The organism is Streptomyces sp. NPDC001093, assembly GCF_040298985.1.
Lineage (GTDB): Bacteria > Actinomycetota > Actinomycetes > Streptomycetales > Streptomycetaceae > Streptomyces.
Genome location: NZ_JBEPBF010000018.1, coordinates 79,131 through 91,981 on the forward strand (window position 1 = coordinate 79,131; position 12,851 = coordinate 91,981).

10 protein-coding genes are annotated in these 12,851 nt (G+C 70.9%); 4 read left to right on the forward strand and 6 right to left on the reverse strand.

The window, feature by feature from the left end:
- Positions 1 to 38: 38 nt before the first annotated feature.
- The 6 genes from ABT288_RS12140 to rhaI form a co-directional block, all read right to left on the reverse strand.
- Positions 39 to 680, reverse strand: a complete 642-nt coding sequence (locus ABT288_RS12140) for a LutC/YkgG family protein (RefSeq protein WP_351605623.1) — start codon at positions 678 to 680, stop codon at positions 39 to 41.
- Complete coding sequence (locus ABT288_RS12145; RefSeq protein ID WP_351605625.1) at positions 677 to 2,155, reverse strand: lactate utilization protein B; 1,479 nt, start codon at positions 2,153 to 2,155, stop codon at positions 677 to 679. Before ABT288_RS12145 ends, ABT288_RS12140 begins: the two co-directional genes overlap by 4 nt.
- The gene (locus ABT288_RS12150) at positions 2,152 to 2,907 is read right to left on the reverse strand and encodes a (Fe-S)-binding protein (RefSeq protein WP_351605628.1); all 756 of its coding nucleotides are present in this window, start codon (positions 2,905 to 2,907) and stop codon (positions 2,152 to 2,154) included. Before ABT288_RS12150 ends, ABT288_RS12145 begins: the two co-directional genes overlap by 4 nt.
- Positions 2,908 to 2,979: 72 nt before the next feature.
- Positions 2,980 to 4,428 carry a rhamnulokinase gene (locus ABT288_RS12155; RefSeq protein WP_351605630.1) on the reverse strand — a complete coding sequence of 483 codons (1,449 nt, stop codon included), beginning with the start codon at positions 4,426 to 4,428 and terminating at the stop codon, positions 2,980 to 2,982.
- A complete protein-coding gene (locus tag ABT288_RS12160) occupies positions 4,425 to 6,467 on the reverse strand; it encodes a bifunctional aldolase/short-chain dehydrogenase (RefSeq protein ID WP_351605633.1) in 2,043 nt (680 codons plus the stop codon). Before ABT288_RS12160 ends, ABT288_RS12155 begins: the two co-directional genes overlap by 4 nt.
- Before the next feature lie 114 nt (positions 6,468 to 6,581).
- Positions 6,582 to 7,742: an L-rhamnose isomerase gene (gene rhaI, locus ABT288_RS12165; protein WP_351605636.1), complete on the reverse strand. Its 1,161-nt coding sequence runs from the start codon at positions 7,740 to 7,742 to the stop codon at positions 6,582 to 6,584.
- 270 nt (positions 7,743 to 8,012) lie between these two features.
- On the opposite strand from rhaI, the gene ABT288_RS12170 reads away from it, so the two are divergent.
- The 4 genes from ABT288_RS12170 to rhaS all read left to right on the forward strand — a co-directional run bounded on the left by ABT288_RS12170 (position 8,013) and on the right by rhaS (position 12,834).
- Positions 8,013 to 9,527, forward strand: coding sequence for a sugar ABC transporter ATP-binding protein (locus tag ABT288_RS12170; RefSeq protein WP_351605639.1), 1,515 nt, complete (start codon positions 8,013 to 8,015; stop codon positions 9,525 to 9,527).
- A gap of 112 nt (positions 9,528 to 9,639) precedes the next feature.
- Entirely contained in the window at positions 9,640 to 10,710 is a 1,071-nt protein-coding gene (locus ABT288_RS12175; RefSeq protein ID WP_351605642.1) for an ABC transporter permease, read from the forward strand.
- Positions 10,703 to 11,716, forward strand: coding sequence for an ABC transporter permease (locus tag ABT288_RS12180; RefSeq protein ID WP_351605644.1), 1,014 nt, complete (start codon positions 10,703 to 10,705; stop codon positions 11,714 to 11,716). The genes ABT288_RS12175 and ABT288_RS12180 overlap by 8 nt, the downstream gene beginning before the upstream one ends.
- Positions 11,717 to 11,754: 38 nt before the next feature.
- The gene (gene rhaS, locus ABT288_RS12185) at positions 11,755 to 12,834 is read left to right on the forward strand and encodes a rhamnose ABC transporter substrate-binding protein (RefSeq protein ID WP_351605648.1); all 1,080 of its coding nucleotides are present in this window, start codon (positions 11,755 to 11,757) and stop codon (positions 12,832 to 12,834) included.
- Positions 12,835 to 12,851 lie beyond the last annotated feature (17 nt).

A 12,851-nucleotide genomic window follows, 5' to 3' on the forward strand; every position in this document is an offset into this window, starting at 1 on the left:
GGGTGGCGCAGGCCGGACCCATTCGGGTGACCGGTCCGTCAGCTGAGCAGGATGACTTCCAGCTTGCGCGGACCGTGCACGCCCTCCACCCGGTCCAGCTCGATGTCGCTGGTCGCCGACGGGCCGGAGATCCAGGTCAACGGGCGGGCCGGGTCGAGGCGTTCGAGGGCCTGCGGGACCGAGCGGACCACCTGGTCCGGTACCCGGACGACACAGATGTGGTGGTCCGGGACGAGCGAGATACGGCGTCGGCCCTGGTCGGGGGAGCCGTCCAGGACGATCGTGCCCGTCTCGGCGATCGCCACGGCACAGCCCGTCACCACGCTGTCCACCTGGTCCAGTCGCTGCGGCGTGCTCACCGCCCGGTCGTGGATCCGCACCGGGTCCGCGGCGGACAGCCACTCCGGCGGCAGCCCGGGAGGCACCAGCACCTCCCGGGAGCCGTGCTCGTTCAGCAGCCGCATGACGAGATCCGGCAGCTCCTCGGCGGCGCTGCGGTGCACGATCGCCCGGTAGTCCGCCAGGTTCCCGGCCAGCAGCTCCACCGTCTGCCCGGCCGTGCCGGCCCCGTGCTCGCGCAGGTAGTCGCGGGGCACGGCCTCCTCGTACGGCCGCTCGTCCGGCGTCACATCGGCGAGCGCGCGCCGCACCCGGCCCAGGATCCGTTCCCTGCTGCTCACTTGGCGCCGTCCCTTCCACCGCGCGTGCGCTGCCACCAGTCCCGGAAGGGTTCCGCGGGCACGGCCGGCAGGTCCCGGGTGCCGCTCCAGGCCTTGCCCGGGCCCGGCAGGGTACGGGGGTGCAGCCGGCGGGTGCGGGAGGCGAGCCGCTGGCCCGAGCGCAGGGCGGCGGGGTGGGTGAACGCCCAGCGTGCCGCGCGCATGGCCGCCCGCTCGGCCGCGTGTCCCTTGGCCGGTCTCAGTATCACCTTGTTGCCCTGCCGGACCGCCGGACCGCCCTCCACGACCCGCTCCCGCAGATGCACCAGCACCTCGGGAATGTCGATGGCGACCGGGCACACCTCGTAGCAGGCGCCGCACAGACTCGACGCGTACGGCAGTGAGGCGTCGATCTCGCTCGCCGTGCCCCGGAGCTGGGGGCTGAGGATCGCGCCGATCGGGCCCGGATAGACCGAGCCGTAGGCGTGGCCGCCGGCCCGCTCGTACACCGGGCACACATTCAGGCAGGCCGAGCAGCGGATGCAGCGCAGGGCCTGGCGGCCGACCTGGTCGGCGAGGGCGTCGGTGCGGCCGTTGTCGAGCAGCACCAGGTGGAAGGCCCGGGGCCCGTCGCCGTCCGTGGTGCCGGTCCACATGCTCGTGTACGGGTTCATGCGCTCGGCGGTGGAGGAGCGGGGGAGGGTCTGCAGGAAGACCTCCAGGTCCCGCCAGGTGGGCACGGTCTTCTCGATGCCCACGACCGAGATCAGCGTCTCGGGGAGCGTCAGGCACATCCGGCCGTTGCCCTCGGACTCGACGACGACGAGCGTGCCGGTCTCGGCGACCATGAAGTTGGCGCCCGAGATGCCGACCTTGGCGCGCAGGAACTTCTCCCGCAAATGCAGCCTGGCGGCCTCGGCGAGTTCGGCGGGGGCGTCGGTCAGACCCTCGGGAGCGGGCCGGCCCCACTCGCCCATCTCCGAGCGGAAGATGTCCCGGATCTCACCCCGGTTGCGGTGGATGGCGGGCACGAGGATGTGCGAGGGCCGGTCCTTGCCCAACTGCACGATGAGCTCGGCGAGATCGGTCTCGTAGGCGTGGATGCCTTCCTCGAGAAGGGCCTCGTTGAGCCCGGTCTCCTGCGTGGCCATCGACTTGACCTTGACGACCTCCGACTCGCCGGTCGCCTTCACCAGCCCGGCGACGATCCGGTTCGCCTCCTCGGCGTCCGCGGCCCAGTGGACCGTACCGCCCGCCGCCGTGACCGACTCCTCCAACTGCACCAGATAGCGGTCGAGATGGCGCAGCGTGTGGTCCTTGATCCGGCGGCCCGCCTCGCGCAGCGCCGCCCAGTCGTCCAACTCGGCCACCGCGCGGGCCCGTTTGGCGCGGATGGTGTGCGTGGCGTGCCGCAGATTGCGCCGCAGGTTCGCGTCGGCCAGGGCGTCGTGAGCCGCCTTCGGAAAGGCCGGCATGCCGACGAACGTTCCGCTCATGCCGCCGGTTCCTCCTCCGTGCTCGCCAGGATCTCCGCGATGTGCACCGGCCGCATGCGCGTCCGCAGCCGGCTCATCGTGCCGCCGATGTGCATCAGACACGAGTTGTCGGCCGCGCACAGCACCTCCGCGCCCGTCGACTCGGCGTTGCGCACCTTGTCCGTGCCCATGGCCGCCGAGACCTCCGCGTTCTTCAACGCGAAGGTGCCCCCGAAACCGCAGCACTCCTCGGCACCGGGCAGCTCGACCAGCTCCAGCCCCTTGACGGCCTGCAGGAGCCGGCGCGGCCGGTCGCCGAGTCCGAGCGAGCGCAGGCCGTGGCAGGTGGGGTGGTAGGTGACCGTGTGCGGGTAGGAGGCGCCGACGTCCGTCACGCCCAGCACGTCCACCAAGAACTCCGTCAACTCGTACGTCTTGGCCACCACCGGCGCCAGCGTCCGCGTCAGCGAGTCCCCTCGCCCCTCGGCACGCGCCCGCTCGCCCATCCGCGGATACAGCTCCCGCACCATCGCCCCGCAGGATCCGGAGGGAGTGACGATCGCGTCGTATTCGCGGAAGACATCGGAGAAGTGCCGGGCCAGGGGCTCCGCCTCGTGGCGGTAACCGGTGTTGTAGTGCGCCTGCCCGCAGCAGCTCTGGCCCATCGGGAAGTCGACGTCGACACCCAGTCTGGTCAGGAGTTTCACCATGGCACGGCCGGTGTCCGGATAGAGCGTGTCGTTGACACAGGTCAGGAACAGGGCGACACGCATCGCGGCTCCTCGGGATCGGTCATCGGACGAGTGCAGGGTAGTAGGCGAATACCGGTGAAGGGAGACCGCCGCTCACCGTGTGGCGAGCCTTGCCTCTGCCTCCCGCCAGCGCGCACGGTCGCCGCGGGGCGTGTACCGGGTCAGCGGCTGCGTACGGGTGAGCAGCCCGCGCATCGCGGCCAGGTCGCCGACCAGCCCGTGGGCGCGGGCCTGGACCAGGACGTTGCCCAGGGCCGCCGCCTCCGTCGCACCGGCCACCACGGGCAGCCCGCAGGCGTCGGCGGTCAGCTGGCACAGCAGCGCGTTACGGGTGCCGCCGCCGACGACGTACACCACGTCCACCGGGTGGTCGGCCAGTCGCTGGGCGTCCTCGACGGCCCGCCGGTGGGCGAGGGCCAGCGAGTCCAGGATGCACCGGGTGACCTCGCCCCGCGTCGCCGGCACCGGCTGCCCGGACGCCCGGCACGCCTCGGCGATCCGCTCCGGCATCCGCCCCGGCGCCAGGAACGCCGCGTCCCCGGCGTCCACCACCGAGCGCAGCGCCGGCACGGTACCGGCCTCACGCAACAACAGCCCCAGGTCCGGTCCGTCCCAGGCGCGTTGGCACTCCTGGAGCAGCCACAGCCCCATGATGTTGCGCAGATAGCGGACCGTGCCGTCGAGCCCCAGCTCGTTGGTGAAGTTGGCGGCCCGGCTCTCCTCGGTGAGCACCGGAGCGGTCAGCTCCAGCCCCGCCAGGGACCAGGTGCCGGTGCAGATGTAGGCGAAGGACGCGCCGGTCGCCGGGACGGCGGCCACCGCGGAGGCGGTGTCGTGCGAGCCGACGGCCGTCACCGGCACCGGGCCGGTCAGCCCGGTCTCCTCCAGCACCTCAGGCCGCAGCAGTCCGGCCGGATCGCCGGGCTGCCGCAGCGGCGCGAACAGCCCGAGGTCGATACCGAGCCGCTCGGCGACGTCGTACGACCACGTCCGCGTCCGGGGATCGACGAGCTGGGTCGTGGAGGCGTTGGTCAGCTCGGTGCCCTGCTCGCCTGTCAGCCAGTACGACACCAGGTCCGGGATCAGCAACAGCCGCTCGGCATAGGCGAGTTGAGCGGTGGAGCGGGCGGCCGCGAGCTGGTACAGGGTGTTGAACGGCGCGTACTGGATGCCCGTCGCCGCGTACAGCTCCCCGGCCGGCACGGTCGCCCACACCTTCTCCGCGACCCCTGCCGTGCGGGCGTCGCGATAGTGCACCGGGTTGCCCAGCAGGGCCCCGTCGGCGTCCAGCAGGCCGTAGTCCACGGCCCAGCTGTCGATACCGACGGAGTCCACCCGGCCCGCCGCCCGGAGCCCGTCCAGGACCCCGCCGTACAGCGCGAGCATGTCCCAGCGCAGCCCCTCCGCGAGGCGCACCGGCCGGTTGGCGAACCGGTGTGCCTCGCTCAGCTCCAGCGAGTCCGGGCTGACCCGGCCGACCATCACCCGCCCGCTGGAGGCGCCCAGGTCGACCGCGGCGTACGACCTCACACCGGCGCTCATCGCAGGAACGCGGCCGCCACACCCGCGTCGACCGGGATGTGCAGCCCGGTGGTGTGGGTCAGGTCGCCGCCGGTGAGCGCGAACACGGCGTTCGCCACGTGCTCGGGCAGCACCTCGCGCTTCAGGAGGGTCCGCTGGGCGTAGAACTCGCCCAGCTTCTCCTCCGGCACTCCGTACACCGCGGCCCGCCGGGCGCCCCAGCCGCCCGCGAAGATCCCGGAACCGCGCACCACGCCGTCCGGGTTGACCCCGTTGACCCGGATGCCGTGCTCGCCCAACTCGGCTGCCAGCAGCCGCACCTGGTGGGCCTGGTCGGCCTTGGCCGCGGAGTAGGCGATGTTGTTCGGCCCGGCGAAGACCGCGTTCTTGGAGGCGATGTAGACGATGTCACCGCCCAGCCCCTGCGCGATCATCACCCGCGCCGCCTCCCGCGAGACGAGGAAGGAACCGCGGGCCATGATGTCGTGCTGGAGGTCCCAGTCGCGTGCCGAGGTCTCCAGCAGCGGTTTGGAGATGGAGATCCCGGCGTTGTTGACGACCAGGTCGACTCCGCCGAAGGCGAGCACCGCCGCCTTGAAGGCGTCCGCGATCTGTTCCTCGGACGTGACGTCGACGGTGACGGCGACCGCCCTGTCCGGGCCGCCCAGTTCCTCGGCCACGGCCCGGGCGCTCTCGCCGTTCAGATCGGCGACGACGACACACGCGCCCTCGGTCGCCAGCCGGTGCGCGATGGCCTTCCCGATCCCGCTGCCCGCACCGGTCACCAGCGCCACCCGGGTCGCCAGCGGCTTCGGCTTCGGCATCCGCCGGAGCTTGGCCTCCTCCAGCGCCCAGTACTCGATGCGGAACTTCTCCGACTCCTCGATCGGCGCATACGACGACACCGCCTCCGCGCCGCGCATCACATGGATGGCGTTGACGTAGAACTCGCCGGCCACGCGAGCGGTCTGCTTGTCCTTGCCGAAGCTGAACATGCCCACGCCGGGGACGAGCACGATGGCCGGGTCGGCGCCGCGCATGGCGGGGGAGTCGGGCAGGGCGTGCCGCTGGTAGTAGGCGGCGTACTCCTCCCGGTACTCGGCATGAAGTTCCTTCAGCCGGGCCACGGCCTCCTCCAGCGGCGCGGTGGGCGGCAGGTCCAGTACCAGCGGCCGTACCTTCGTGCGCAGGAAGTGGTCGGGGCAGGAGGTGCCCAAAGCGGCCAGCCGGGGATGCCCGGCCCGGGCGAGGAAGTCCAGTACGGCGTCACCGTCGTCGAAGTGCCCGACCTGCGCCCTGTCCTGGGAGGCGAGCGCCCGGACGTACGGCGCGAGCGCGGCGGCTCGCTCCCGGCGCTCGGCCTCGGGGAGGGCCGCGTACCCCTCGATCACGGGCCCGAAGGGCTCGGCCCTGCCGCGCTCCGCCAGGAACGCCTCCGCGGTGCGGATGATGTGCAGCGAGTTGCGCTCGCACTCCTCGGCGGTGTCTCCCCACGCGGTGATCCCGTGGCCGCCCAGCACCACGCCGATGGCCTGCGGGTTGGCCTCCTTGATCGCCGCGATGTCCAGCCCCAGCTGGAACCCCGGCCGCCGCCACGGCACCCATGCCACCGAGTCGCCGAAGCACTCGGCGGTCAGCTTCTCCCCGTCGGCCGCGCAGGCGAGCGCGATCCCGGAGTCCGGGTGCAGATGATCGACGTGGGCGGCGTCGACCAGCCCGTGCATCGCGGTGTCGATGGAGGGTGCGGCCCCTCCCTTGCCGTGCAGGCAGTAGTCGAACGCGGCGACCATCTCGTCCTCGCGCTCGACCCCCGGGTACACGTCCACGAGCGCCCGCAGCCGGTCCAGCCGCAACACGGCGAGCCCTGCTTCGGTGAGCGTCCCGAGATCCCCGCCCGATCCCTTGACCCACATCAGCTCGACGTCTCCGCCCGTGACGGGGTCGGTGCCGGTGCCCTTGGCGGACGCGTTGCCGCCGGCGTAGTTGGTGTTACGGGGATCGGCGCCGAGTCGATGGGATCGCGCGAGCAGGGCGGCGGCTTCGGGACGGGTGGTGGACATGGACATTCCTTACTTCTCGAAAGAGGGTGAGCGGATTCCCTGAGGGGCGCGGGGAACTGCGCGACAGGCAACGACGGCCCCTGAGCCCGCGACGAAACAGAACAGGGCAGACGCTTACGCCCCCCAACCGGCCTGCTCCCCGCCAACGCGTTCGGCGACGATCTTCTCGGCCCACCCCGACCGGCGGTACGCGGCAAGGGGGTCGACATCCAGCCCCATCTCCTCACGCACGTCACGAAGCAACGGCCGCACATCCGTGTTGTACGCGTCCATCAGCACGGCGTTGGCGCCCAGCACGTCCCCGGACCGCTGAGCCTCGGCAAGAGCCTCCCGGTCGACGAGCAGCGCCTTCGCCGTGGCCTCCTGCACGTTCATCACGGACCGGATGATCGCCGGGATCTTCGCCTCGATGTTGTGGCACTGATCGAGCATGAACGCGACGTCCGGCCCGAGGCCACCGCCCCGCACGACCTCGTACATGATCCGGAACAGCTGGAAGGGATCGGCCGCGCCGACCATCAGGTCGTCGTCGGCGTAGAACCGGGAGTTGAAGTCGAAGCCCCCCAGCTTCCCCTCCCGCAGCAGAGTGGCCACGATGAACTCGATGTTGGTCCCCGGCGCATGATGCCCGGTGTCGACCACGACCTGCGCCTTCGGACCCAGCTTCAGGCAATGCGCGTAGGCGGTCCCCCAGTCCGGCACATCGGTGGTGTAGAAGGCCGGCTCGAAGAACTTGTACTCCAGCAGCATCCGCTGCCCGTCCCCGAGCCGCTCGTACACCGCGGCCAGCCCTTCCGCCAACCGGTCCTGCCGCGCCCGCACATCATCCTGCCCGGGATAGTTCGTACCGTCCGCGAACCACAGCTTCAGATCGGCGGAGCCCGTCGCGTCCATGATGTCGACGCACTCCAGCAGATGATCGACGGCCTTGCGCCGCACCGCCGGGTCCGGATGGCAGATGCTGCCCAGCTTGTAGTCGTCGTCCTGGAAGGTGTTGGAGTTGATCGCCCCGAGCCTGACCCCCCGCTCCTCGGCGAACCCGGCCAGCGCGGCATAGTCCTCGACCCTGTCCCAGGGGATGTGCAGGGCCACGGTCGGCGCGACACCGGTGAACGCGTGCACCTGGGCCGCGTCCTGGACCTTCTCCCACGGTGTGCGGGGAACGCCCGCTTGCGCGAACACCTTGAAGCGCGTCCCCGAGTTCCCGTACGCCCACGACGGCGTCTCGACGGCCTGGGTCTTCAGCGCGGCCTTCACCGCGGCGAGGTCGGTCACTTCGGGCTCCTGTGGCATCGGCCGGAAAGGCTTTGTATGAAACGATTCAACACGGGAAGCTATGAGCCCTCCGAAGGCGTGTCAAGCCCTGTGTCCAGGCGCATTCTCCGTGACCTCCGGGTGACCTTCGGCTATTGAAATTTTTTCGAGCGACAGCCATTGACGTGACATGTCTGCCATGCCTAACGTCCCCGCCATCCAGTTGAAACCTTTCACGACGCTGCGACGGCTCTCCGACTTCGCCGCGCCGGCGTCGTCGAGGAGCCACCCATGACCCATCCGTCCGACACGGGACCGGCCCCGGTGCTGGCGCTGAGGGACGTCGCCAAGTCCTTCGGTGCCGTTCGCGCCCTGCGGGGCGTCTCCCTCGAGCTGTTCGCCGGTGAGGTCCACGCCCTCGCCGGGGAGAACGGCGCGGGCAAGTCGACCCTGATCAAGACGCTTGCCGGGGTGCACCGTCCGGATGCCGGCCAGGTGCTGCTCGACGGTGAGCCCGTCCAGTTCCACGGGCCCGGAGACGCCCGCGACGCCGGGATCGCCGTGATCTACCAGGAGCCCATGCTCTTCCCCGACCTGTCGATCGCCGAGAACATCTTCATGGGCCGCCGGCCGAGGCGGGCACTCGGCCGTATCGACCACAAGGCCACCCGCGAGGCCACCGCCGCCCTGATGAAGCGCCTCGGCGTCGGCCTCGACCCCGACCGCCCCGCGCGCGGTCTGTCCATCGCCGACCAGCAGATCGTCGAGATCGCCAAGGCGCTGTCCTTCGACGCCCGGGTCCTGATCATGGACGAGCCCACCGCGGCCCTCACCGGCAGCGAGGTCGCCCGCCTCTTCGGCGTCGTGCGCACCCTGCGCGAACAGGGCGCGGCGGTGCTGTTCATCTCCCACCGGCTGGAGGAGATCTTCGAGATCTGCCAGAAGGTGACCACCCTGCGCGACGGCGCCTGGATCGCGAGTGAGCCGCTGGCCGGCATGACCGAGGACGACCTGGTCCGCCGGATGGTCGGCCGCGACCTCGACGAGCTCTACCCCAAGCAGCAGGTGGCGCCGGGCGAGGTGGCCCTGAGCGTCCGCCGGCTGACCCGCGAGGGCGTGTTCACGGATGTCTCCTTCGAGGTGCGGCGCGGCGAGATCGTCGGTCTCGCGGGGCTGGTGGGCGCCGGCCGTACCGAGGTGGCCCGCGCGGTGTTCGGCGTCGACCGCTGGGACGCCGGGGAGGTCGAGGTCGGCGGCCGGAAGCTGACCAAGGGCGCGCCGTCCACCGCGATGGCCGCCGGGCTCGCCCTCGTCCCGGAGGACCGGCGCGCCCAGGGCCTGGTGATGGACATGTCCATCGAGCGGAACATCGGCCTGACCGGGCTGCGGACGACCGTGCGGGCAGGGCTCGTGGACCGGGGTGCCGAGCGCAGCCGGTCGCTGGACTGGGCGGTGAAGCTCCAGGTGAAGTACGCCCGGATCGCCGACGCCGTCTCCACGCTCTCCGGCGGCAACCAGCAGAAGGTGGTCCTCGCCAAGTGGCTGGCCACCGCCCCCAAGGTGCTGATAGTCGACGAGCCCACCCGCGGCATCGACGTCGGCACCAAGGCGGAGGTGCACCGGCTGCTGTCCCAGCTCGCCGCCGAGGGGGTGGCGGTGCTGATGATCTCCTCGGACCTGCCGGAGATCCTCGGCATGGCCGACCGGGTGCTGGTGATGCACGAGGGCCGGCTCACCGCCGAGATCCCCCGTTCCGACGCCACCGAGGAAACCGTGATGGCCGCAGCCACCGGGAGGGGCGCGTGAGCGACGCACGCATCGAAACGGCCTGCGCGCAGCGCAGCCGCCCGTGGGCGGTGGCGCGGGACGCAGGAACGGGGACGACGACCATGGCCGCAGCCATCAGGAGGGCCGTCGCATGACGCTGACCAGCCCCAACCCCACCCCCGTCGCCGAGGCGCCCCGCTCCGGCGGCACCCGTCTGGTCGACCGCGTCTTCAGGATGCGTGAACTCGCCATCCTGGCCGTCTTCCTGGTGATGATCGTGGTCACGCAGGCGGGCAACAGCCAGTTCCTGTCCGAGCAGGGCATCAAGGACCTGCTGCTGAACGCGACCATCCTGGTCCTGGTCGCCACCGGCCAGTCGCTGGTGGTCATCACCCGCAACGTCGACCTGTCCGTCGGCTCCACCCTCGGCATCAGCGCCTTCGCCGCCGGCACCTGTCTGCACGGCGGCGGCGACCCGGTCGTCGCGATCGTCCTCGCGGTGCTGCTCGGCATCGGCTTCGGCCTGGTCAACGGCTTGCTGGTCAGCCTCGGCCAGGTGCCCGCGCTGGTGGTCACCCTGGGCACGCTCTACATCATCCGCGGCATCGACTCCATCTGGGTCGGCTCCCGCCAGATCACCGCGGCCGACCTCCCCCCGGGCTTCGTCGACTTCGGCTCCGGCGGACTGTCCGCCGTGCCGTACCTGGCGCTCATCGCCCTCGCCGTGCTGGTCGCCACCGCGTACTACCTCAAGCACTTCGGCAGCGGCCGTGAGCTGTACGCCCTCGGCTCCAACCCGGAGGCCGCCCGTCTCGCCGGCATCCCGGTCCGCAGGCGCATCCTGCTCGCCTACACCTTCTGCGGCGCCCTCACGGGCCTCGCCGGGGCCATGTACCTGGCCCGGTTCGGCAACGTCGACTCCGGCACCGGCAACGGTTACGAACTCACCGTCGTCAGCGCGGTCGTCGTCGGCGGTGTCGTCTTCACCGGCGGCTCGGGCAGCGTGTACGGCGCCGCGCTCGGCGCCCTGCTGCTGACCTCCGTCAACAGCGTGCTGCCCGCACTCGGCGTCAGCTCCGTGTGGGTCCTCGCCATCAACGGCGTGCTGCTCCTGCTCGCCATCGCCGTCGACCGGATCGTCGGGCTGCGGGTGGCGGCCGCCCTGAAGAAGAACCCGGCCTCCGCGAAGTCCGCCGTACAGAAGGGGGAGGCTCGTGCCTGAGTCCCTGACCCGTGCCGTCCGCTGGGACACGGTCGTCGGCGCCCTGCTGATCGTCCTGCTCCTGCTGTCCTTCTGCTTCGTCGACGGCTTCGGCAACGCCCTCAACCTGTCGTTCCTGATCGGCAACACCCTGCCCATCGCACTGATCGCGCTGCCGATGACGTTGCTGGTCGTCTCCGGCGAGATCGACCTGTCGGTGGCCTCCACGGCCGGTCTGTCCGGCGCGGTCATGGGCAGGCTGTGGAACGAGGGCATGGCCATCGAGACGATCATCCCGCTGTGCCTGCTGCTCGGGGTGGTGTGCGGGCTGGTCAACGGCCTGCTGGTGACCCGGCTCGGACTGCCGTCGCTCGCCGTCACCATCGGCACCCTCGCCGCCTACCGGGGCATCGCCCAGATCGTCCTCGGCTCCGACGCGGTCACCGACTTCCCCACCCAGTACCTCGACTTCGCGGCCGGACGGATCGGGAACTCCTTCCTCCCGCAGGCCTTCCCGCCCTTCCTGGTGCTGCTCGCCGTCGCCGTCGTCGTCCTGCACGCCACCCCCTTCGGACGCTCGCTGTTCGCGATCGGCGCCAGTGAGGAGGCCGCGCGGTTCGCCGGGATCCGGGTCAAGCGGGCCAAGCTGCTGCTGTTCGCAGTCACCGGCTTCATGGCCTCCCTCACCGGCGTCTTCTGGGCCCTGCACTACGCCAGCGCCCGCTACGACAACGCCACCGGCCTCGAACTGTCCGTCGTCGCGGCCGTGTTGCTCGGCGGCATCGACTTCGACGGCGGCAAGGGCACGCTCGGCGGTGCCATCGCCGGTGTGTTCCTGCTGGGGGCGCTGCAGAACGTGATGAGCCTGCTGAACGTCTCCGCGCAGTCCCAGATCGTGGTCACCGGCGTGCTGCTCGTCGTCTCCGTGCTCGGCCCCCGGGTCGCACGGCAGGTCTCCGTCGCCAGGGCCGGCCGCAGAGCCGCCTCGGCGCCGGTGCCCGAGGCTCCCCCCACGCCTGTGGCATGACCCGTTCCTCCGCCCACCCCCGTAAAGGAAACCTCGCCATGCGCAAGTCGTCGATCCGCCGTGCCTGCGCGGCCCTCGCCGCCGCCACCTCCCTCGCACTCGCCCTGACCGCCTGCGGCGGCACCACCAAGAACGACGTGAAGAGCGACGGCGGCTCGGGCGCGGCGGCCGGCAAGGCCGACCCGAACGCGGCCACCAAGAAGGGCCTGACCGTCGGCTTCCTGCCCAAGCAGGTCAACAACCCCTATTTCACCTCCGCCGACAAAGGCGGCGAGCAGGCCCTCGCCGGCCTCGGCTCGAAGTACAAGGAGGTCGGCCCGTCCAGCGCCACCGACACCTCCGGCCAGGTCTCCTACGTCAACACGCTCACCCAGCAGCAGGTCGACGCGATGGCCGTCTCCGCGCAGGACCCCGGCGCCCTGTGCACCGCGCTGAAGCAAGCCATGAAGAACGGCATCAAGGTCGTCACCTACGACTCCGACACCACCGCCGACTGCCGCAACGCCTTCGTCTCGCAGGCAAGCGCCGAGGACCTGGGCCGTACCGAGGTGCAGCTGCTCGCGCAGCAGATCGGCTACAAGGGCCAGATCGCGATCCTGTCGGCCGCGCAGACCGCGACCAACCAGAACACCTGGATCGACTACATGAAGAAGGAGCTGGCGGACCCGAAGTACAAGAACGTCAAGCTGGTCAAGGTCGCCTACGGCAACGACGACGCCCAGCAGTCCTTCCAGCAGACCCAGGGCCTGCTCCAGCAGTACCCGGACCTGAAGGGGATCATTTCCCCGACCACCGTCGGCATCAAGGCGGCCGCCCAGTACCTGTCCGGCTCCAAGTACAAGGGCAAGGTCAGGCTGACCGGCCTCGGCACCCCGAACGACATGCGCAAGTACGTCAAGAACGGCACCGTCGACGCCTTCGAGCTGTGGGACCCGGCGAAGCTCGGCGACCTGGCCGCGCGGACCGCGGTGGCGCTGGCGTCGGGACAGGTCACCGGCAAGGAGGGCGAGACGTTCAAGGCCGGCGGCACGACATACACCATCGGCAAGGACGGCGTGATCAACCTCGGCAAGCCGACCGTGTTCAACGCCAAGAACATCGACGACTTCGACTTCTGACCCGGGGGCGGTACTTC